This is a genomic window from Pseudomonas sp. ERMR1:02, from assembly GCF_002277815.1.
GTDB lineage: Bacteria > Pseudomonadota > Gammaproteobacteria > Pseudomonadales > Pseudomonadaceae > Aquipseudomonas.
This window is the reverse complement of record NZ_NKJI01000033.1, coordinates 25501-47381: the sequence shown is the minus strand read 5'-3', so window position 1 is coordinate 47381 and position 21881 is coordinate 25501. Positions and strand designations below refer to the sequence as shown.

Here is a 21881-nt window from a genome sequence, read left to right as displayed (position 1 = left end):
GCTGCGCATCCGTCGATTGTTCAAAGAAGCTCGCGAACAGGTGTATGCCTTGCTGAAAACGTCGGCGGCGGACGAACAGCAGTTTGCGTTTGAAAGCCGCATGGTCGATTGCCTGACCATCATGCTGGGGCTGTTGCCGGCGCCAATAACCGGCGCTCTAGTGAACTGTTCGAAGTCAGCCTGGCGTGTATGGCACTGGGGTGGCACTCAATCAACTCAAACAACAGGGCCAGCGCAATACCTTGTTGACGGTCGAGGTAAAAGGCCGTTTGCAGTCTATCTTACGCCTGAGCGGAAGGTATATCGCAGGCCGCGCGGACATCGATCTGAATGCCTTGCTCGACAACTTGCGAACCTTGGGTGATGAGCTGGACGACCTGTATTCCGAAGAGTTGCTGTCCGCCCACGAACACCTGCGTTCGGTGTTTCGGATCCGCGTCGCATTGCTGATTGTGGCGTCATTTATCGAGCGTTATCGCGAGCTTATTGAACCTTCTGAAGTAGGAGTGTCGGTCCTTGCCCATTGATTCGAGATGGGTGGCGTCTACTTGCCACCCATTGCCCAAGCCTTGTTGCTGGCGTTGCCGATTTTCATACTGCTCGACTGGGGTATGCGCCGAGTTGGCGTGCTGCGCTTCGTCTGGCACGAAGCATTGTTTGAAGGCGCGCTCTATGCCTGCGTCTGTGCCGTTGTGATTTTATTGATGGGAACTCCATGACCTTAAAAAAAAGCCTTGCCCAACTGGTGACCCTTGTTGTTGTCTTGCTGGCGTTAATACTCGGCTGGTTTGCCTGGGAGCACTACACCCGCTCACCCTGGACTCGCGATGCGCGAGTACGGGCAGATGTGGTGACCTTATCCGCTGATGTTTCCGGTCGCATCGTCAGTTTGCGCGTGCAGGACAACCAGCATGTCGAGATGGGGGACCTGCTATTAGAGATTGATCCGGCGCGTTACACGCTGGCTGTCGAACATGCCAAACGTTCAGTCGAAGTAGCCAAAGCCACGCTGGGGCAATCCCAGGCGGCCATCATTGCCAGCGAGGCCTTGCTCAAGCAACGTCAGAGCGAAGAGCACCGTCGTCGCACCCTTAAACAAGGTTTCGCAATCTCAGGTGAAGAGTGGGAGAAATCCAGCACCGAAGTGGCGGTGGCTCAGGCCGAGTTGTTACGAAATCAGGCGAATCTGGGGCTTGCGCAAGCCAACGTGCAACTGGCCATCGCTGCAAGGACCGAGGCGGAGCTCGACTTGCAACGCACTCGGGTTGTGGCCCCCGTGAGTGCTATGTCACCAATCTTCTGACCCGTCAAGGCGACTACGCCAGTGCCGCTGGTGCGCTGCTGGCCTTGGTCGACAGTGACTCGTTCTATGTCAGTGGCTACTTTGAAGAAACCAAGCTGCCGAGAATCACGGAGGGCAACAAGGTCCGGATTCAGTTGATGAGTGGCGAGACTTTCGGGGGGTGGTGCAAAGTATCGCCTTCGCTATCACCGATCGGGAGAACTCGCCGGGCAATCGATTACTCGCCAATATCAACCCTAGCTACACTTGGTCAAGCTGGCTCAGCGCGTCCCCGTACGAATCCAGATTGATCCGGAGTACGTTGGGAAAGGTCTGCGTGCAGGTACCACGGCCACGGTAACGGTGTTGGAAACCTCCCAATAATAAGACGGAGCCGCGTTGATGAGCCACCCTTTGAAGCAACTTGTGGGAATCTCGATACCGTTTGGTATTTCGCTGGCAATGTGTAACGCCTTTGCCGATAACTCCCTGGGCCAACGGGATAACCTTAGCACCGGAATCAATGATCGGCAGAAGGCCGAAATGTCGGTGCCGGCTGGTTTTGTCAGTGGCTCTTCACTCAATGGACTGTTGCGTAACTACTACTTCAGTCGCGATAATCACAACACCCCGGCCAGGCTCGACCAGCGTGAGTGGGTACAAGGTGCTTATCTGTCTTTTCGCTCCGGTTATACCGATACGCCCATCGGCGTCGGGATTGATGTTCATGGGTTTTATGGGCTCAAACTGGATGGTGGAGGGGGCAGCGGAGGTGCAGGACTACTCCCGCTGAACTCGAAAAAGAGCCGGAATCGGACTTCTCTGCCGCCGGAGCCGCGTTGAAATTGCGGGGCTTTGACAGTCTGGTCCAGGCTGGCGATCAATACCTTGAGAACCCTGTCGTAGCGGGTGGCGTTAGCCGGGTGTTTCCCCAGACCTTTCGTGGCGTTACCTTGAAAAACTATAGCGTGCCGGACCTGACCCTCGACGTCGGCTGGGTCGATTCCACACGCTTGCGTAATCAGAGTGGTCAAAGCCACCTTGTCACCAGCTATGGCGCGAGCAACAAGGCGGGATTGCCTGCCGACCGTGAAAGCCCGTACATGGGTTGGCTCGGAGGTGTTTACAGTGTGCCGGGAGCTCTTACGCTGACGGTCTATGGCGGACAGTTGAGCGATATCTGGATCAGTATTACGCGGGAGCGAGCTGGCCATTGAAATTGACGCCAGCGCTGACATTGACGCCGTATCTGCATTATTTCAAAACTCGTGATCAGGGTCAGAGTCAACTCGGTAGCATCGACAATGACACCTACAGCGGCGGCCTTACGGTGTCGGGCGCTGGCCAGAGCCTGACCCTGGGCCTGCAAAAAATCGACGGCAATACACCCTTCGATTACATAGCCCAGGATGACCGGTCGTTCCTTTACCTGAGCAATTCTCAGCAGTACGCAGACTTCAACGGGCCTGGGGAAAAATCCTGGAAGCTTCAATATCAGACCAGCCTGAAGTTTCTGGATGCACCGAATGTCCAGTTCAGCACTTCCTATACCCGAGGCGAAGCCGATCTGACCCGCGTGGATCCCGCGAGTAAAGGGTATGGCTACATCTTCAACGCTTCCGCAAAGGATGCTCATCATTGGGAGCGCGACGTCGCTTTGCGTTATGCCGTGCCCGACGGGAAGGCAAAGGGTTTGAACATGACACTGCGCTGGGCCGCGCATCGCACGGGTGACGGTTACACTGCTCCGGGAAACACCCGTGGCAATTCGAACGCCGATGAGTACCGCGTGATCGTGGACTATCCGTTCAGCATTTTTTAACAAATAGCGTAATAGGGTATGACAGGCGACAGCAGGCAGGATTAATCAAGGAAATCGGCATCAGCTCGTTTTTTGTTTGTTCAACGAGCGAGGCCGATAACGTTGGTTTGCCGCCCAGGCCCGGGAATGCTCTTCGAATTGCCCGCGCAAACTATCGCAGCGACTCGGCGAATAATGCTCGAGGCCACTCGAAACCGGGATCGCAAAAAGTCCGCAGTACGACCGTGCTTCCGCATTTTGCCTACATCAGCTCCAACACTGTTCGGGGGGCTACCTATAGTGCGGAAATGCGGTTGCCACTCGTTACATCTGGACCTGGATATCGACCACGGACCTGATGGCAGTCGTTCATGATAGGGCGACATGGTCATCAGCCCGCTTCAGTTGCAGTGGGCGCCTCGCTCGGTACTCGGAAGCGGTCGCTTTCATTATGCGAGGTCAAGTCGCAACAACGATCCGGCGTCCGCATTAATGGCCGACAGCATCCAGCCGGGCGAGGCTATTCATAGCAATCTCGCAGTTCCCTATGCCGTCTCTGATAGCTGGCGGGTAGGGGTGGCCGGTTACCAGCTCAAACAGATCAGCAATGATAGGATCGATGGTCATCGGCAAAAAGACTCTCGGGAGCAAGTGGTGGGCCTCGGGCCGGGTGTGATGTATCAGCAAGGCAAGCAGACACTGTTTGCCAACCTGTATTTTGAAAGCGGTGCTGAAAATCGCTCACAGGGAACACAGGTGACGCTGCGTTACCTCCACGCATTTAGTCCAGCGCTGATTTATTGAGGGCCATTAGTGTCGTCCGTTCGCTTCTGGCAACTTAGGGCGACACCGTTTATCTCGGCTCCAGTGGCGATTTCCTTGCCGTCCGCCACAGCCATGCTGTCTGCCCCCAGGACGCCTGCCTCATTAAAAGCCATGCGTAACGTTTCGTCTCGGTTTGAGCCTTTTACGGTGAACATCTTGATCAGGATGCAACCATCCGACGAAGATGCCGTGACCAAGTCAACTTTCGAGCCTTTTTGTGTCAGCTGCGTGGAACAAGCAGAGATTGAGCCTAAAGCAATGAGTGCCAGGGCTACCGATAGCGGATTATGCATAACTGAAATTTCTCTGTGAATCGACCTTACACATACGCGCCGAACTAGACGACACAGCTGATGATGCAGTGCTTGTTGATCTCGCTACGCGACAGAGCCTGGAAAAAACACCCTTGTGTTTTTTGTCACCGCAGATACGCAGGGGCTCGACGACATGCATGGGTTGTCCTTGTACCCGTGAAGCCGTCTGCTCTCCATGCATCACACCAACAGTGAATCGCGCGATGTGGGGGTGAGTACAAGGTTTATCCCGCACCACAGGCCTAACATCGAACCCGTCATAAAAGCAGCATCCGAACGTCCGCCAGCAGATCGCTCAGACGCTTGGTGAAGCGTGCCGCAGCGGCGCCGTTGATCACGCGGTGATCGTAGGACAGCGACAGCGGCAGCATCAGTTTCGGCTGGAAGGCTTTGCCGTCCCAGACTGGCTGGATGGTTGCCTTGGAAACACCGAGGATCGCCACTTCCGGCGCGTTGACGATTGGCGTGAAGCCGGTGCCGCCAATGTGACCGAGGCTGGAAATGGTGAAGCAGGCGCCTTGCATGTCGTCAGCGGTGAGCTTTTTGTCGCGGGCCTTGGCAACCAGCGCAGCCGCCTCAGCCGCAAGCTGCAACAGGCTCTTCTGGTCGACGTTCTTGATGACCGGTACCAGCAGGCCATCTGGAGTATCGACGGCGAAGCCGATGTTCACGTATTTCTTGCGGATGATCGCTTTGCCGCTTGGTGCCAGCGAGCTGTTGAAGTCCGGCAGCTCCTTGAGCAGGTGCGCGCAGGACTTGAGCAGCAGCGGCAGGATGGTCAGCTTGACGCCGGCCTTCTCTGCGACGGCTTTCTGAGCGTTACGGAACGCTTCCAGCTCGGTGATATCAGCCGAATCGAACTGAGTCACATGCGGAATGTTCAGCCAGCTGCGATGCAGGCTCGACGCGCCGATTTGCATCAGGCGAGTCATCGGCACTTCTTCGGTCTCACCGAAACGGCTGAAGTCCACGACCGGGATCGGCGGGATGCCCGCGCCACCGGTTGCGCCGGCAGCAGCGGCTGGCGCTTCCTTGGCCTTCTGCATCATGGCTTTGACGTAAACCTGCACGTCATCCTTGAGCACGCGACTGTGCGGGCCACTGGGGCTCACCGCGCTCAGCTCGACGCCGTATTCGCGGACCAGTTGACGCACGGCAGGGCCGGCGTGAACCTTGGCGCCGCTTGGTGCTGGAACAGCTGGAGCAGCCTCGGCTTTTGCAGCAGATTCTGGCGCGGCAGGCGGTGCCACGGCAGGAGTCGGAGTAGCCGCCTGAGCTGGAGCTGCAGCAGCCGGTGCTGCGGCACCCGCCACTTCCAGATCCAGGATCAGGTCGCCGGTGCCGACTTCGTCGTTGAGCTTGACGCTGATGCTCTTGACTACGCCAGCGGCAGGCGAAGGGATTTCCATGCTGGCCTTGTCGGATTCCAGGGTGATCAGCGACTGATCAGCCTCGACGGTGTCGCCAACCTTGACCTGGATTTCGATGATCTGGGCCTTGCCCGACGAACCGATATCCGGCACGTGCACTTGTTGAACCGAAGCGGCAGCAGGCGCAGCAGCAGGAGCAGCCGGCGCTGGCGCAGCGGTCGGTTTTTCCGCTGCTATCGCAGCAGGCGCAGCGGCAGCCGCAGGGGACGCAGCAGCACCTTCGACTTCCAGCTCCAGCAGTTCGTCGCCTTCTTTCAGGCGGTCGCCCAGCTTCACTTTCAGGCTCTTGATGATACCGGCCTTCGGCGCAGGCACTTCCATGCTCGCCTTGTCCGATTCCAGTGTCAGGATGCTCTGATCGGCTTCGATACGGTCGCCGACCTTCACAAACAGTTCAATTACTTCACCTTCACCGCTGCCGATGTCAGGTACGCGAATGAGTTCGCTCACAGAATCTCTCCTCAGCAGTCCAGTGGGTTGCGTTTTTCCGGGTCGATCCCGAACTTGGCGATGGCTTCAGACACCACCTTAGGTTCGATATCGCCACGGTCAGCCAGTGCTTCAAGGGCTGCCAACACCACGAAATGACGGTCAACTTCGAAGAAATGACGCAGTTTCTTGCGGCTGTCGCTGCGGCCGAAACCGTCGGTGCCCAGGACTTTGAATTCCTTGGACGGTACCCACTGACGAATCTGCTCGGCGAACAGTTTCATGTAGTCGGTAGAGGCGATGACCGGACCTTGGCGGCCGTTCAGGCACTCTTCAACGTAGCTCAGCTTAGGCTTCTGGCCCGGGTGCAGACGGTTGGCGCGCTCGACGGCCAGGCCATCGCGACGCAGTTCGCTGAAGCTGGTAACGCTCCATACGTCAGCGCCGACATTGAACTGTTCACGCAGGATTTTCGCTGCTTCACGGACTTCACGCAGGATGGTGCCGGAGCCCATCAGCTGAACGTGGTGCGCCGCTTCGCGGGTGTCTTCTTCGAGCAGGTACATGCCTTTCTTGATGCCTTCTTCGGCACCGGCCGGCATGGCTGGCTGCTGGTAGGACTCGTTCATCACGGTGATGTAATAGAAGACGTCCTGTTGCTCTTCGGTCATCTTCTTCATGCCGTCCTGAATGATCACCGCCAGCTCATAGCCGTAGGTTGGATCAAAGGTGCGGCAGTTCGGGATGGTGGCAGCCAGCAGGTGGCTGTGACCGTCTTCGTGTTGCAGGCCTTCACCGTTCAGCGTGGTCCGGCCGGCGGTGCCGCCGATCATGAAGCCACGGGTACGGCTGTCGCCAGCGGCCCAGGCCAGGTCACCGACACGCTGGAAGCCGAACATCGAGTAGAAGATGTAGAACGGCAGCATCGGCTGGTTGTGGCAGGAGTACGAAGTACCGGCAGCGATGAAGGAGCTCATGGCGCCCGCTTCGTTGATGCCTTCTTCGAGGATCTGGCCCTTCTTGTCCTCTTTGTAGAACATCACCTGGTCTTTATCGACTGGCTCGTAGAGTTGGCCGACGGACGAGTAGATGCCCAACTGACGGAACATGCCTTCCATACCAAAGGTACGGGCTTCGTCCGGAATGATCGGCACGATGCGCGGGCCGATGTCCTTGTCCTTGACCAGTTGCGCGAGGATCCGCACGAAAGCCATGGTAGTGGAAATTTCACGGTCGCCCGAACCGTCGAGGATCGCCTTGAGGGTGTCGAGTGGCGGAGTCGGGATGCTGAAGCTTTTTGCGCGACGCTGTGGCACGAATCCGCCCAGTGCAGTGCGACGCTCGGCCAGGTAACGGGCTTCGGCGCTGTTCGGTTGCGGCTTGAAGAACGGCAGGTTTTCCAGTTCTTCGTCTTTTACCGGGATATCAAAGCGGTCGCGGAACAACTTCAGGCTGTCGACATCGACTTTCTTGGTGTTGTGCGCAGTGTTTTTCGCTTCGCCGGCACCGGTGCCATAACCCTTGATGGTCTTGGCCAGGATAACGGTCGGTTGTTCTTTGTGGTTGACCGCTTCGTGGTACGCCGCGTAGACCTTGTACGGGTCGTGGCCGCCACGGTTGAGTTTCCAGATTTCGTCGTCGGACAGGTCAGCAACCATCGCCTTGAGTTCTGGCGAGTTGAAGAAGTGTTCACGTACGAATGCGCCGTCTTTGGCTTTGTAGTTCTGGTACTCGCCGTCGATGACTTCGTCCATGCGGCGTTGCAGGATACCGTCGACGTCCTTGGCCAGCAGTGGGTCCCAGAAACGGCCCCAGATAACTTTGGTCACGTTCCACTGAGCACCGCGGAACACGCCTTCGAGTTCCTGGATGATCTTGCCGTTGCCGCGAACCGGGCCGTCGAGGCGCTGCAGGTTGCAGTTGATGACGAAGATCAGGTTGTCGAGCTTCTCGCGGCCAGCCAGCGAGATCGCGCCCAGGGATTCCGGCTCGTCGCACTCGCCGTCGCCCAGGAAGCACCAGACTTTTTGCTTGCCCGCAGGAATGAAGCCACGGGCTTCCAGGTACTTCATGAAACGTGCCTGGTAGATCGCCTGGATCGGGCCCAGCCCCATGGATACCGTCGGAAATTGCCAGAAGTCAGGCATCAGCCAAGGGTGCGGGTAGGACGACAGGCCCTGACCGTCGACTTCCTGGCGGAAGTTGTTCATCTGGTCTTCAGTGATGCGGCCTTCCATGAACGCACGGGCGTAGACGCCTGGAGCGACAGGGCCTTGGAAGTAGATTAGGTCGCCGCCGTGTTCGTCGGTCGGGGCCTGGAAGAAGTAGTTGAAACCAACGTCGTACAATGTCGCTGAAGAGGCAAAAGTGGATATATGACCGCCCAGGTCGGAATCCTGCTGGTTGGTGCGCATGACCATGGCCACTGCATTCCAGCGTACCAACGAGCGAATGCGGCGTTCCATGAACAGGTCGCCAGGCATGCGTGCTTCGTGGGTGACGGGGATGGTATTGCGGTATGGCGTGGTGATGGCGTACGGCAATTGCGAACCGCTACGGGTCGCGAGTTCGCCCATACGGGTCATCAGATAGTGAGCACGGTCTTCGCCTTCTTTGTCGAGAACCGATTCCAGGGCGTCCAGCCATTCCTGGGTTTCGACGGGATCGAGGTCTTGCATGGCTTACTCCAGGGTTAAAGGTCTTTAGAGTCAGAGACCGTTTGCACACCGATTTAACTCATCGTGCTGTATTGAGAGTTTGGTGTTGATCCTAACGATGCGTTTTTGCATTCTCGAAGAGTTTTTTCCTGAGTCGCTGGGGTACTTTCTATTTATCAATCTGGACGCAAGCGCTTACAAAAGAACAGGCTCAGGGATGGATCTATGAAGATGTGAGCAAAATGTTGTCGGAAAAAAAGGGAGGGGACTGAACAGTATTCATCGACTGCGACGAGTATTGGAGCAGTCAAATACTTTTTGACGCACCTCACTACTGCTCTCCTAACAGTTTCGGCGATGCCAATATTGGAAAGAAAATAACCGGATACACCCCTACTGGGTAGGCGAATAAATGAGCCTCAGAGTCTTGGTTTTGGAACGATGTGAAGTATTAAGGTGGGCATCATTACCAACCACCTCAATGAGTTCACTTCGGCATTAAAGCGCGTGGCACTTACCGATACGGGCAAACAGCAACGCCCAGGAGACAAACTGATACCAATCCCATCGGCTACGTTTAAAGTGACGCCTATGGAGAATTAGCTGGAGCGGGGCAAAATTTTCAGGTCTTGCCCCGACCACCCACGCCCTATTGCTTAGTCGCTATCGTAGGACAGCTGGATCCCCATAGTCCCGCCGGTCTCGATAAAGAGACTAATAAAAGCAGGCACGGTTTCAGTGCGCTTCCAGTCGCGCTGCAGTTCGCAGAACAGTTGCCCGACGCTTATCATCTTACCGCCCGCCTGCTCGATTCTACGCAGGGCCATTTCGTGCGCGGCGACCGAGGTGCCACCGACAGCGTCGGCTACAACGTAGACCTCATAACCTTCCTTGAGCGCGTCCAGCGCTGGGAAGGTCAGGCAGGCCTCGGTCCATAGCGCGGTCATGATGAGCTTTTTGCGGCCGGTAGCTTTGACGGCTTGCACAAATTCCACATCCTCCCAAGAGTTGATGGTGGTGCGATCAATGGTAGGGATGCCTTCGAGTACCTTGCGTAAATGCGAAATCGGCGGCTTGTTGAGGCCACTTTTGACGTTCACTGTCGAATGTACGATCGGTAGGCTATAAGCCATTGCCGCCTTCGCGGCGCCGACGATGTTATTGACCAGCAGTTGTCGATCCATCGAGGCGATCGAATTCACCTGCACTGGCTGGTAGTCAATGACGATGAAGGCTGAATTCTGCGGTGTGAGTAGGTGATCCTTTGCAGGATCACGGAGGGGTTCACTTGCCATGGTATTTCTCCATAGTGAGTGGAATGTGCTGAAACGCAGCACGCGTGTTTGCGAGAGTGCCGCAACAGCTGAGCGGGCAGGCCCGAGTCGGGTGTACCTTGTTTGGGTCGGGTTCCGCGTTCGTTCGGTCAATGCCACGTTACGGTGGCGATCGAGTCAGGCGATCCGGTCAAGCGTGTAAAACAGTTCTGTTCGCTCCACCGCATCAATCCCCCCTGCACGAAAACGCTGGATGTGCTTAGTCTCGGTATCGTGCTTGTGATGCGCCTCTGAGCTACTCCAGTGCTCCAGGAACACAAACCGGCATGGATCGTCCTGTTGCACAAACAGATCGTACGCAAGATTGCCCTCATCCTTGCGGGAAGGCCCTACCAGAGCAGTCAGATCTTCTTGCAGCTTCTTTTCCTGACCCTTTTTTGCATATAGGACGGCAAAAACGAAGAAGTCACTCATTGCATCATTCCTCCGGGTGAGGGGGTGACCCTAAGGGCTGACCATGTGCAGAAATGCAGCTGTCAAATGGCACGAAGTTGGTACTCAGCATAGATCTTCACTGAGGTCGAGCAACTCGACAAACAGCATTGCTGCCAAGAGTAAAGCCAGCAAACGAACCGCAACGCGAGGTCACCGATGAACTCCACTTCGATCATGAAGCAGGCGGGTGGATCGGCAGGCTCCAATCGGAGCGGTTGAAAAAGCTGGATGCAACGCTGCAGCCGGCCTGCAAAAAGTGTAGTCCATCCGAAGCTGATCATATTGCAAGCAGGGGCCGTCGCAGATGTGCGTACCCGTTTGGCGTCAGAGGCTTAAGAATAGGCCTAGGGTCGCTGCGCTTTGACCTTTAGCGCTGTGTGCGGTCAGACCGCTGATCAGAAAAGCTAAAGAGCTGCCGGTATCAGACAAAACTTAATGATCAATGTCTTGACCGACCCCGCACTTAAACAAGCCCATTCAACAGCTCTATACATCGAAGAGATAGACGGTATCCGGTTAAGTCTCTGCGCCGCAGCGTAGCAATTACCCAACCCGACTCTCGGTGCAGCCACTTGCGTGTTGGATTTATTCTGATGGTTTTTATGTGCCCCGCAATGGAGAAACTATAGTGAGATGGCCCACTGATTTGATTGTACAAATAACGGTCATAACCCGCAGTTAACACACTCAAAGAGGACGTCAAAATGGCTAAGCTACTCGTGCTCTATTATTCGATGTATGGCCATATCGAAACCATGGCACAGAGCGTTGCAGAGGGCGCTCGCAGTGTCGCGGGGGTAGAGGTCACCGTTAAGCGTGTGCCTGAAACGATGAGCGCCGAAGCCTTCAAAGCGGCCCATGGCAAAGAAGACCAAGACGCACCAATCGCAGTCCCCGGCGAACTCGGCGACTATGATGCGATCATCTTCGGCACGCCGACTCGTTTCGGCAACATGTCCGGGCAGATGCGCAGTTTTCTCGATCAGACCGGTGGTCTCTGGGTCAAAGGTGCTTTGGTTGGAAAACTAGCCAGCGTGTTCACCTCGACCGGAACCGGCGGTGGCCAGGAGATGACCATCATCTCAACCTGGACTACCCTTGCACACCACGGCATGGTCCTTGTGCCTATTGGCTACAGCAATCCAGCACTCTTCGATATCTCAAAAGTGGGTGGCGGAACGCCTTATGGTGCATCAACCATTGCTGGCGGCGATGGCTCTCGTCTACCCGACGAGCGTGAACTGGATATCGCTCGTCACCAGGGCGAGTACGTCGCTAAATTAACCGCCAAACTCAACCGCTAACATTTATTCGGCAAGTCTAGGGACACCCGCGGCAATCCTTGCGCTTGAGTCATAAACGCGTTTTTGTCTAGTCGTTCCAGTTTTGAGACGGTGAAGCTTAATCCAATGACTACCGAAGACGCAGCGTGACGACTAATGTGAGTCCATCACGTTTTGCAGTGTACGCGCGATGAAGACTGCTCTGGAGGTCCGCTGTAGCCCACGAGCTTGGGTGGGTGACGGAGTCCCCATTCGTTTGCTTAGTTCCGATAGCACAATGGCCTGGATACCAGTCCGCCTCTTCTGCGGGACTATGCCGGATCAAACGATCCTTCTGCGCCAAAGCATCATTGCGATGTTGGTCTGCACCCTCGCTGACACTTTGAGGCGATCACGAAGGATTGCACCCAGGCTATGACACACCACTAATTGCTGATCGCAACAGTCCAGCCCGAGAATTACTCAATACCAGGATGATGAGTCTTTGAAAGGAGACTTGTATCAGTTATGAAAAAACAACAAATAATTCACAACAGCTTTGCCTGTATTTGTTGCGCCAGCGTGCGTCCAGGTCATTAAGCAACATGTTTAGAGTGTAGAACTGAACGCACATGAATTCGACACCTCGAAGCGAAACTCTATGAACGGTAGAATCCGGAAAAGCGGCGCAGGCATAATTATTGTTGCTTTTAGCAGCATAGTTATGGCTGGAGCGTTAATCAATATGTTCGGAGAGTGGGTCGGAGTATCCACGCTACTTGCCTTTGTTGCCCTGTCAATTTACGCTTGGAGACGAACTAATATAAACGTAGATGAGGGTGATTGAGGCTATGACTGTCCAGTTGCTCAAATTAAAGTGGTTACTAAGGCTGAGAAAAATATCTGGTAACTCCATACAGCGCTATCGATTACTTCTATCGCGGAGAGTATAACCAATGCTGCTCGACCCAGTTTTTCTTGCCCGAGTACAATTTGGACTAACAATAACATTCCACATTATCTTTCCGACGATGTCAATTGGGCTGGCTGCCTTTCTCACGATCGTTGAGGGGGTGTGGTTGAAGACCGGAGATCAACTATATCTCCGTATATATCGCTTTTGGCTGAAAATTTTTGCTCTTGGCTTTGGTGTAGGGGTAGTAAGCGGGCTTGTCCTATCGTTCGAATTAGGTACTAATTTTTCCGGATTTTCACGCATTGCAGGTCCAGTAATAGGTCCGATGATTGCGCTTGAGGTGCTCACCGCCTTTTTTCTAGAGGCTGGCTTTCTTGGTATTATGCTATTTGGTATGGGTAGGGTAGGGCCAAAGTTACATTTCTTCGCGACCCTAATGGTCGCACTGGGCACTACTATTTCGGCGGCGTGGATTCTAGCGGCAAACTCCTGGATGCATACACCACACGGTGTTGTGTACGACGCCATCGCCGGCAAGTTTGAAGTAATTGACCGTCTGCAAGTTATCTTCAATCCGTCCTATTTAGTGCGTCTACCCCACATGCTGCTAGCCGCCTACATTGCGGTCTCTTTTTTCATTGCCGGTGTTGCTGCGTTCTACCTACTACGGCAGCGACACTTGGATTTTGCGCGACGAACACTATCGCTCAGTCTTGGTTTCGGGTCCATAGCGATTGCTGCACAGCTCTCTTTAGGTGACACTTTGGCGTTTCGAATGGCCGACTATCAGCCAGCCAAGTTTCAGGCAATGGAGGGGTACTGGGAACCGACGGCGAACGCTGCATATCTGTTGTTTATTACTCCCAATCAGCAGGAAGAGCGCAACGGCATTCAATTTGGAATTCCCTATCTCGGCAGCCTCATGCTGACGCACTCGCTTACAGGTACCGTGCATGGACTGAAGGAAACACTGGCCCCTGATCGGCCGCCAATGGGGGCGGTGTTTTATGCATTTCGAACGATGTTTTTGCTCGGCCTGCTGATGTTTGCTACGGCATCCTTAGGTATTTGGTTGCGATTACGCAAGAGATTGTTCAGTGCAACATGGTTTCACCGACTTCTGATGTACATGATTCCCGTTGGATTCATCGCCACGGTTGCGGGATGGTATACCTCGGAGATCGGCCGACAACCGTGGGTGATCTACGGATATTTACGCACCGCAGACGCAGTATCACCTGTCCCTGCCAACAGTATGCTGTTCACCTTAATATTGTTTGCTATCACGTACACGGTATTCTTAGTAAGCTTTATAGCAATAACTTGCAACGTGATTCGAAAGGGGCCGAGCGACATAGCTGCACATTCGCCGTATGGAGGCTCTCTCAAAAGAGCGTTGATGATAGCGAAGCCTGGTAACAAAACGCCATACGTTTAAATAAAGAGGTTTCATCATGGACATCAATGCGACAACGAGTGTTATTTGCATTCTAATTGCTGTCTTTGCCCTTGCGATGTATGTGCTCGCAGATGGTTTCGACTTGGGGATAGGCATCCTGTTACTCATCACAAAAGATTTGGATGAGCGCGACGAACTGGTTGAGACGATTGCACCGATTTGGGATGGAAACGAAACTTGGCTCATCTTGGCTGCTATCACACTGTTTGGGGCCTTTCCCACCGCTTACTCTGTCTTGGTGCCGGCGTTCTATTTACCATTTTTGGTGATGTTGGTTGCACTGGGCTTCCGAGGGGTATCCATAGAATTTCGTTCAGAAACGCGCTTCAAACACTTCTGGGACTATGCGTTTAGCATCGGTTCGATAGTCGCTGCCTTCTGTCAAGGTTTGGTTGCTGGCGCACTGTTATCTGGTGACGTAGTGGTCGATCATGAACGCTTCGCCGGCAATACTCTTGATGTATTCACTTGGTTCAATATGCTGGTGGGCCTTACGACAGTGACTGCTTATGCAGCGCTCGGTGCGGGTTGGACGTACTGGAGGACCGAGGGGCAGTTGCAGCATCTCCAAAAATTGCTGCTGCGACAGGCGTTAATCGCTTTTCTGGTACTAACCGTTTTGACCTGTACCTTCTCACTTGGGGCTTTCCGTATTGAGCAGCTGTGGAGTAGTCAACCAACTATGCTTATTGTAGTTGCGGTTTTGAGTTTCGTGTTATGGGCACTTGCCTTAAGGTCTGTCGACGGTAAGTCGGATTGCAGGCCGTTGTTTTTCAGTATGGGGCCGTGCTTGTATTGTTATTTGGATTCGTGAGCGTACTGTGGCCGTATGTAGTACCTTATAACATGACATATGTAGAGGCAGCAGCTTCGCGTGAAAGTCAACTTATAGTGATCGTTGGAACAGCGGTTATGTTGCCGGTTGTTCTCGGGTACAACGCTTTTGCTTACTGGGTTTTTCGGGGTAAAGCAAGTAACGTTAAGGGAGATTAAACGATGTTTATGCCGCGCAAGCCGTACTCACCACTAAAGTGCCAAATTTTGTGGGCTGTTTTAATTTATATCGCTTCGATTCTCGTCGTGGCGCTGACTTGTGGTGTATTAAAAGCAGTGTTCAATATGTTTTAATCTGAGGCTGGGATCTGGGTTTTTATAAAAGACCATCAAGCAAATGCTTTGGCGATATTGGTTTATTCAACAACTATGATCGGTTTAGGAGTTGATTAAGAGCTCTATTGGCAGCAGTCATTTCGATTCTCCTCGTTGCCGGAAGTTAATTTCATGGACTTGTTTCCGGAATTTCACGAGCGGTAGGATTGTCGAATCAGGGCGATCTGATTTGCCGCAGTGAATGGGGTTTCTCGGGGGGATAAAAGCGATGCGCTGAGTGGTTACTGAGATATAGGCTATAAGTATTAGTAGAAGGGGAGAGCAGGCGGCCGCCACTCTGTTTCGCTTTCATCTGTGTTCGTTTATGAATTATCAGGCGAAAACTTCAAACCATTTATTGCGGCGGGCATCGGAGTAAGTGCCGTTTCTGGCACGAAGGTGGGTGGTCAACGGATAAGTTCATCTTTCAATTGATGACTGCATTGGTTTGGAGCTGAAAACTGGTGATGTTCAGCACGTAGATATACGCGCCACTCATTATTGAAATGCGGGAATCAAAGAGCTACATAATGGAATTTGTTATTGTGCTTTGTTTACGGTTCAAGTTTCGCCCACGATGATTGCTCTGACTCCTTAATCCTTATTGTCGGGCAAAGCTTCAGATGCAAATTGTAGGTTCAGATTTATCGTTCTGGCCTCCGCCAGATGACTGGATAACACCGCGTTATCTTGCAAGAGCAGCTGCGCACCAGGCAGGTTAATCAAGGCACTCGGCATCAGCTCGGTTTTTTTAGCGAACCGAGCGAGGCCGAAAGCAGAAGTTAGCCATGATTGGCATTGTGCAATTTGAGTTTATGGGCGGCGTTCGTGACTCCGGGCGATAGCATGCACATGGTCGGGGCCCCACCCTGGCCTTTCCACAAGAGCAGATTCCATTCCGACGTCCTGTCTTCTCCCGCTGGAGCGTTAATGATGTTTCCCTTTTGTCTCCTGGAAAGACGTCGTTCTTCTATGCAGCTTCCTCTTTGACTTTTGCTTTCAACATCACGCGGCCGGGGGCTGTTTCGCGCAGGAATAACGCGATGATCAGGCCGGACACCGCGCCACTCAAGGCTAGGTACAGCGTGTTTTCGATGCCGTGGTGTTGGGCAATGTAACCAGCCAACGCGGGAGCCACGCCACCGCCGAACACTTCTCCAATGCCGACGACCAGACCTGTGGCCGTGGAGACCAGCGCAGGCGATACTGACTCGCTGGTGAGCGGACCGACGGTCATGCAGATCATGCTGAAGTTGAAGAAGGTGGTCGCGAACAACAACAGAAACAGTTTCAACGGTTCGGCACCGGTTTGAATCATCAGCCACAGCGCCACGCCTGTAGCGAGACAAGAAAGCAGGGCGACAGGTTTTCGCCCCAGACGGTCGGAGAGGGTAGGCATCAGCACCATGCCGCAGAAGCCACCGAAACCGATGGCTGACATGACGAAACCCATCTGCTGTATACCCATATGCAGAAAGTCAGTCAGGTAGTTCGGCAGCATGACCGAGCTGACGAACAAGCAGGTCAGCATGCAGAACATGCACGCGATATTGAGCAGCACATTGCGTTGGCGAAGCACGGTCTTCCAACTGGTCCGAGGCAACTCGTCGTGCTGCGCAGTCGCCACTGTCTGGCGGTTATCCGTAGTACGCGGTACAGCGCCCAAGCGATCAGAAACCCGGGCACCGACACCAGCACGAATACCCAGCGCCAGGACGGGACGATCAGCAGCAATTGGGTGGCAACAATGGGTGCCAAGCCGAGGCCTAGCAAAGGGAAAAATGACTGCTGAATGCCGATGTTCATGCCCAGTCGCTTGGGATGCGAAGCTTCGGCGGTAGCGGCGATAGAGGTGGGAGTAAAAGCGCCCTCTGCGACGCCCATGACAGCGCGGATCAACAGCAGCGCGCCGACTCCAGTAGCCAGGCCCGACAAACCGGCCAGCAACGAAAACACAATCACAGATGGGATGATCACCTTGCGCCGACCGATGCGATCAGATAAACGCCCCATGAAGATCGAGGAAATCCCCCACGCGAGCGCCAGCACCGCAGAGATGTTGCCGAGGTCCTGATAATTGAGATTGAGGTCGCGCATCATCACCGGGAACAGCGGCAGAATGATGAAGCGATCCAGACCGACCAGACCAAAACCCAGCGCGAGCAGCGCGACGGCCTTCCATTCGTAAGCTGAGTCCCATTTCTTATTGTTCATGACAGTTCTCCGCCCTTGCGGGCATGGGTGGACATGACGCCGACAGCCGGCGCACAACGGAAGGGTTAGAAATAAACCAGCGCTTCGACCAGCCCGGTCATTTGTGTCCGGTCGCGGCCGTTGCCGTAGATGCGATCGTGGTCAAGCGGCTCGAACCAGTCATAACGCAGCTCGGGGCGCAAACTGACGTTTTTACTGACGTCCCAGCGCAGGCCGACGGTCAAGGCATTGAAGTCGCCCTGCGCAGTGCTGGTGGGGAACAGCACAATCCGTCATGGTCGCGGAAGTGCTCACCACGCAGCGAGAACGCCAAATCAGGGCGCGATTGGTAGGTCAACACGCTGTTGACTCCCCACCAGGAAGCACCATCGAAGCCCGGTCCGGTGACGATGTCCACGGTATCGGCTTTGCCGTCGCCGGACTGTCGGCCGTAGACCAATTCGGCGCCCATCGACCATTGCTTATCAAAGGTGTGCCAACCATTGAGTGAGTGCTGTTGGCGAAGCTGACCGCGGGGTGAAATCAGCCGTGCGGTGGGCGCCTGTACGTCATCGACGTTATGGTTCTCCTCGTCGCCAACCATGAACTCGTAGTCGACCCAAGTGCCCATATCGGCGGTGCGCCAACGCAGGGCGCCCATCAGTGACTTGCCGTGGTTGTTGTCACGCAGGTTGTTCCAGCCTTGTACAACTCCCAGCTCTGCCCCGAGCAGACCGCTATCGCCATTGAAAAGACGGGTGCTGGCGAGGATGCCGGACACAGTGCTGGGCTCAGTGACGAAAGCGTAGGTCTTGCTGGCGAACGGGTTGCGCGACTCACGGATGTTCGGTGGAATTTCGTAGCCGATGGCTGGGCCGAAGATGCCGGCTATCAAACTGACGCCGGGACCGTAGGGCATGTATATAGATGCAAACAAGTTGGGGGTGGCGACAAACTTCTGCTTGTGGCGTTTGGCCGAGTCGGGGTCGTCATCGCCGGGCGAGTTGGCATCCCAGTGCATATCCCAGCCGAACGTGCGGGCGAATTGCCCGTTGCGCCCGTAGAGGGTTTCCATGCTGAAACCGAAGGAAAACTGCTCAGGGCTTGGCCCCGGCAGGGGAGTGACGCGTGGGATAACGTTGGCAACCAGTGGCTTGTCGATAAACAAATGCACCGAGGCCAGCTCCAGGCCCTCGTCCGAATAACCGGTCAGCGGCAGGTTGCTCAGGCCGTCATCGCGCTCATCGCTGGTTGAACGGTTGTTGCGTACGTAACCGATGTCGAGCAGCCCCGAGACCTTGATTCCATAATCCTGTTCCAGGCTTGGGCCGAAAAGGCTGCGTACCAGCGAGCCTTCACCCTTTTCCTGTTCTTGCGCCTGTAAATGCAGTGATGCGAGGGCGAGCAAACCCGTACCGAGCATTGTTTTGCCGATGTTCAACATGACCAGCCTCTTTTATTGTTGTTATTGCGGGTGACGCGAAAGCCGTCGCGCATGCCTGTTTCACGGGCAAACGATGTCCGTAGCGGGCCGTTGCCGACCCGCGCGAAAGTTCATGCGTTCAGAGGGTGTAAAGGACTAGCGGCGGTCGAGCAGGCTCTTGAGCACGTCGAGCAGGACCGCCCCATTGGCATGTTTGGCGCTCTGTGCACGCCAGCCGATGTGGTTATCCGGACGCACCAACAGGCAGCCGTCTTCCTCGATCTCGCGTAAGCGAGCCCAGTCGCCATAGCTGTCGGCGTATTCGAGGCCGATACCGATACGCCTGACTTGCAACTCGATGCCCAGCTCGCGGGCCGCTGCCTCAGCGGCCTCGTTCCAGACCGCACCGCCATGACCGGTAAGCAGGGTCAGACGGCCCTTACCGCAGATATCCAGCGTCGACACTCGATGACCTTGGGCATCATGCAGCCAGGCATGGGGCAAGCGCGCACCGGGCCAGGTGGTGGCGTGGTAATACAATTCGCGGTCTCGTGTATAGGCTGGTTGTTCGCTGCCATCATCAATAACAGCCGAGCTGCGATAGCGCTGGCCCAGTTCCACGCCATGACAATTGAATTGGTAGTTTTGCAAGGCGATGGCCTGGTTCAACTCGGCGCGCCGCTCGCGACCGACTTCGCTTTCGGCATACAGCTCACCCAGGCTGGCCCAGCCTTCTTCTTCGCTCTGTCCTGGTTTGAAACCCAAGGCGTTGGCAATCGGCAGCATGTTGCGCACGCTGCCCATCGCCCGGTCAACGACCTGCCGCCCGACCGGCTGGCGCTCAGTGTTGTAGCTGTCCAACAAGCCGGGACCGGCCTGGCCGTTGAGCACCATCGCGAGCTTCCAGGCCAGGTTGTACACGTCCTGCACCGAGGTGTTTGTGCCCAGGCCGTTGGCCGGTGGGTGGCGGTGCACGGCATCGCCCGCACAGAACACCCGCCCCTGGGAGTATCGGTTGGCGACAACATGGTTGATCTGCCACTTGCTGGTGGAGAGAATTTCGACGGGGATTTCAGCGTCGCCGATCACCCGTCGCGCGCGCTCGATGATGGCCGCTTCACTCAGGTCCGGCTCACCCTGGGTGGGGTCGTACATGTAGAGCATGACCCATTCAGTCCAGGGTTTTACACAGATGAAGGTGCCGCTGCCCACCCAGTAGTCGTTGCCCGGCTGGACCATCCAGTACAGTACGCCGGGACGGCTCTCACAGTAACGGCGCAGGTCGGCGCGCAGCCAGACGTTGACCGCGCAACCCAGGCCCATTTCGCCTTCCAGCGGTATTCCAAGCAGTTCCATCACACGACTGCGCGCACCGTCAGCACCGATCATGTACTGGGCGCGAACCTCATATTCGTGGCCCACGGTACGATCGAGAATGCGAGCGGTGACGCCGTCTGCATCCTGGGTGAAGTCGAGCAGCTCGCTGTTAAAGCGCATTTCGCTACCCGCTCGCAACGCTTCGTTGGCGATAATGGGTTCAAGCACGTGTTGGGGGATGTTGCACATCGCCGAAGGGCTGGCCATCTCATAGTCGGACTTACGCTCGATGGCATTACCCCAAGTCAGCAGGCGACCCAGCTCCTGGCCCGCAAAACTGGTGGCCCAGACATTGTTGGCCATCAGCTCATGCGGCGTGGCGGCGGCGACTACCGAATCTTCAACACCGGCATCACGGTACACTTCGACGGTGCGCTGGTTGGTGATGTGTGCCCGTGGACTGTTGGCCGTCCAGCGGTACTTGTTGATCAATAGGCTTTTGATGCCGTAACGCGACAGCAGTAGCGAGGCAGCAAGACCTGATGGCCCTCCGCCAACGATCAATACGGGTACTTCAAGGACTTCGGTAGAGTTTTGCTGATTCATTTCTTTGCTCCGCGATCTTGTTCTTGTGTAACGGACCGACTCATAGGGCTTCGTAGTTGACAATGAACTCGTCAGGCACATCCGGCCCCCAGAGATACAGCGAATCCTCGGGCGGATGGTTCCCGGCTTCCCATTCAATGCCAGGAGGGACAAAGTCGATGTCGCAGGAGTACTCGCTGTAGCTGCCCCATGGGTCACGTACGTAGTAGAAATAGTTGGAACCCAGCACGTGTCTGCCGAAGCCCATCCTTGCTTCCAGCCCTGATCGGCCATGCGCATGGCGCCCAGGCCCACCTCATTGACCGAAGCGACGTCCCAGCTGCAGTGATGGAAGCCGGGGGCTTGCGACTGCACAAAGGCAACGGTGTGATGGTCCGCGCCATGTACCGTGTGCATAAAGGCGACGATGTGTTCCGAGCGGTCCGACAGGCGAATACCCAGTGCCAGTTTGTAAAACTCGATAATCCGTGCCAGGTCCGGGGTGAACAGCATGATGTGTGACAAACGTCGTGGTCGTACTTGCGCCGCATGACGGCGATAGGGCGACCCGCGCTCGCCACCGGCGCAGCTTTCGAAACTGACGGCAGGCTTGCAGTCGGGAGTGACTTTGGCAGCGCGCCGCACCTCGACTGAAACACCATCCGGGGCCACGAAGCGGAAACCTTGATCAGCGAGTAACGACACCTCGCAACCTTCAGATATCACTTTTTCCCGTAATGCGAGCAGATCCTCGGCATAGGCTCCGAAGGCAATGTGCCGCAGATTTTTGGAGTGGCCTTTGTGCAGGTAAGCCCACGGGTGCGGATCACCGAAGGTACGCAGTACCAGCGTATCGGCTTCCTCGCGGACATCCAGGCCAAAGCAGGTGTAGAAATCCCGGGCGGTTTCCAGGCAGGGCACATCCAGGGCGTAGTGGTCCAGCGAGTGGACCCCCAACGGGCGGGGCGAACCGTCCAATGCCTTGTCTAACAAGGTCATTACGTATTCCTCCAACTTTTGCGGCCTGCATCGGGCCGCCTTCTTGTTGTCGAGCCATGCGGGTCGGCATG

The 21881-nt window shown here is 55.4% G+C and carries 12 protein-coding genes and 6 pseudogenes; 9 read left to right on the top strand and 9 right to left on the bottom strand.

All coding sequences use genetic code 11. The features are described from left to right. The 5 genes and pseudogenes from CES87_RS30830 to CES87_RS33870 all read left to right on the top strand — a co-directional run. Window positions 1–527 (top strand): annotated as a pseudogene (locus tag CES87_RS30830) (FUSC family protein); the annotation flags it as partial. A gap of 6 nt (window positions 528–533) precedes the next feature. Beyond that, window positions 534–719, top strand: coding sequence for a DUF1656 domain-containing protein (locus CES87_RS30825; RefSeq protein ID WP_128609139.1), 186 nt, complete (start codon window positions 534–536; stop codon window positions 717–719). Then, window positions 716–1666: pseudogene (locus tag CES87_RS30820) on the top strand (biotin/lipoyl-binding protein). The gene CES87_RS30825 and the pseudogene CES87_RS30820 overlap by 4 nt, the downstream one beginning before the upstream one ends. 18 nt (window positions 1667–1684) lie before the next feature. Beyond that, window positions 1685–3104 (top strand): annotated as a pseudogene (locus tag CES87_RS30815) (OprD family outer membrane porin). A gap of 363 nt (window positions 3105–3467) precedes the next feature. Next, window positions 3468–3887 carry a transporter gene (locus CES87_RS33870; protein ID WP_256591154.1) on the top strand — a complete coding sequence of 140 codons (420 nt, stop codon included), beginning with the start codon at window positions 3468–3470 and terminating at the stop codon, window positions 3885–3887. Here the strand turns inward: CES87_RS33870 and CES87_RS30805 are convergent. From CES87_RS30805 to CES87_RS30785, 5 genes are all read right to left on the bottom strand, one after another. Then, window positions 3881–4201 (bottom strand): hypothetical protein, encoded by a 321-nt coding sequence (locus CES87_RS30805; RefSeq protein ID WP_178081517.1) that lies wholly within the window; start codon window positions 4199–4201, stop codon window positions 3881–3883. The genes CES87_RS33870 and CES87_RS30805 overlap by 7 nt on opposite strands. Before the next feature lie 278 nt (window positions 4202–4479). Further along, window positions 4480–6102 carry a dihydrolipoyllysine-residue acetyltransferase gene (gene aceF / locus CES87_RS30800; protein ID WP_128609137.1) on the bottom strand — a complete coding sequence of 541 codons (1623 nt, stop codon included), beginning with the start codon at window positions 6100–6102 and terminating at the stop codon, window positions 4480–4482. An 11-nt stretch (window positions 6103–6113) separates the two neighbouring features. Further along, window positions 6114–8759, bottom strand: coding sequence for a pyruvate dehydrogenase (acetyl-transferring), homodimeric type (aceE, locus tag CES87_RS30795; protein WP_128609135.1), 2646 nt, complete (start codon window positions 8757–8759; stop codon window positions 6114–6116). A gap of 635 nt (window positions 8760–9394) precedes the next feature. Beyond that, window positions 9395–10033, bottom strand: coding sequence for a hydrolase (locus tag CES87_RS30790; RefSeq protein WP_128609133.1), 639 nt, complete (start codon window positions 10031–10033; stop codon window positions 9395–9397). A 156-nt stretch (window positions 10034–10189) separates the two neighbouring features. After that, window positions 10190–10486 (bottom strand): putative quinol monooxygenase, encoded by a 297-nt coding sequence (locus tag CES87_RS30785; protein ID WP_128609130.1) that lies wholly within the window; start codon window positions 10484–10486, stop codon window positions 10190–10192. Between the two features lie 725 nt (window positions 10487–11211). Between CES87_RS30785 and wrbA the strand changes: the two genes are divergently transcribed. The 4 genes and pseudogenes from wrbA to CES87_RS33865 all read left to right on the top strand — a co-directional run. Beyond that, window positions 11212–11811 (top strand): NAD(P)H:quinone oxidoreductase, encoded by a 600-nt coding sequence (gene wrbA, locus CES87_RS30780; protein ID WP_128609129.1) that lies wholly within the window; start codon window positions 11212–11214, stop codon window positions 11809–11811. 914 nt (window positions 11812–12725) lie between these two features. Then, on the top strand, window positions 12726–14123 hold the full coding sequence (locus tag CES87_RS30775) for a cytochrome ubiquinol oxidase subunit I (protein WP_128609127.1): 1398 nt from the start codon (window positions 12726–12728) through the stop codon (window positions 14121–14123). Window positions 14124–14139: 16 nt separating this feature from the next. Next, a pseudogene (cydB, locus tag CES87_RS30770) lies at window positions 14140–15137 on the top strand (cytochrome d ubiquinol oxidase subunit II). Window positions 15138–15596: 459 nt separating this feature from the next. Further along, window positions 15597–15728, top strand: a pseudogene (locus tag CES87_RS33865) (acyloxyacyl hydrolase); the annotation flags it as partial. Between the two features lie 535 nt (window positions 15729–16263). On the opposite strand, the gene CES87_RS34715 reads toward CES87_RS33865, so the two are convergent. From CES87_RS34715 to CES87_RS33860, 4 genes and pseudogenes are all read right to left on the bottom strand, one after another. Further along, on the bottom strand, window positions 16264–16920 hold the full coding sequence (locus CES87_RS34715; RefSeq protein WP_371858285.1) for an MFS transporter: 657 nt from the start codon (window positions 16918–16920) through the stop codon (window positions 16264–16266). Next, window positions 16818–17507 (bottom strand): MFS transporter, encoded by a 690-nt coding sequence (locus CES87_RS34710; RefSeq protein ID WP_371858284.1) that lies wholly within the window; start codon window positions 17505–17507, stop codon window positions 16818–16820. Before CES87_RS34710 ends, CES87_RS34715 begins: the two co-directional genes overlap by 103 nt. A gap of 65 nt (window positions 17508–17572) precedes the next feature. Next, window positions 17573–18930, bottom strand: a pseudogene (locus CES87_RS30755) (outer membrane beta-barrel protein). Window positions 18931–19065: 135 nt separating this feature from the next. Further along, the gene (locus CES87_RS33860) at window positions 19066–21810 is read right to left on the bottom strand and encodes an FAD-dependent monooxygenase (RefSeq protein ID WP_256591152.1); all 2745 of its coding nucleotides are present in this window, start codon (window positions 21808–21810) and stop codon (window positions 19066–19068) included. Between the last annotated feature and the right edge of the window lie 71 nt (window positions 21811–21881).

Bases quoted from the DNA above. Each gene is read 5' to 3' on its own strand.
- CES87_RS30825 (WP_128609139.1), top strand. From the start codon at position 534: ATGGGTGGCGTCTACTTGCCACCCATTGCCCAAGCCTTGTTGCTGGCG.
- CES87_RS33870 (WP_256591154.1), top strand. From the start codon at position 3,468: ATGGTCATCAGCCCGCTTCAGTTGCAGTGGGCGCCTCGCTCGGTACTC.
- CES87_RS30805 (WP_178081517.1), bottom strand. From the start codon at position 4,201: ATGCATAATCCGCTATCGGTAGCCCTGGCACTCATTGCTTTAGGCTCA.
- aceE (WP_128609135.1), bottom strand. From the start codon at position 8,759: ATGCAAGACCTCGATCCCGTCGAAACCCAGGAATGGCTGGACGCCCTG.
- CES87_RS30790 (WP_128609133.1), bottom strand. From the start codon at position 10,033: ATGGCAAGTGAACCCCTCCGTGATCCTGCAAAGGATCACCTACTCACA.
- CES87_RS30785 (WP_128609130.1), bottom strand. From the start codon at position 10,486: ATGAGTGACTTCTTCGTTTTTGCCGTCCTATATGCAAAAAAGGGTCAG.
- wrbA (WP_128609129.1), top strand. From the start codon at position 11,212: ATGGCTAAGCTACTCGTGCTCTATTATTCGATGTATGGCCATATCGAA.
- CES87_RS30775 (WP_128609127.1), top strand. From the start codon at position 12,726: ATGCTGCTCGACCCAGTTTTTCTTGCCCGAGTACAATTTGGACTAACA.
- CES87_RS34710 (WP_371858284.1), bottom strand. From the start codon at position 17,507: ATGAACAATAAGAAATGGGACTCAGCTTACGAATGGAAGGCCGTCGCG.
- CES87_RS33860 (WP_256591152.1), bottom strand. From the start codon at position 21,810: ATGACCTTGTTAGACAAGGCATTGGACGGTTCGCCCCGCCCGTTGGGG.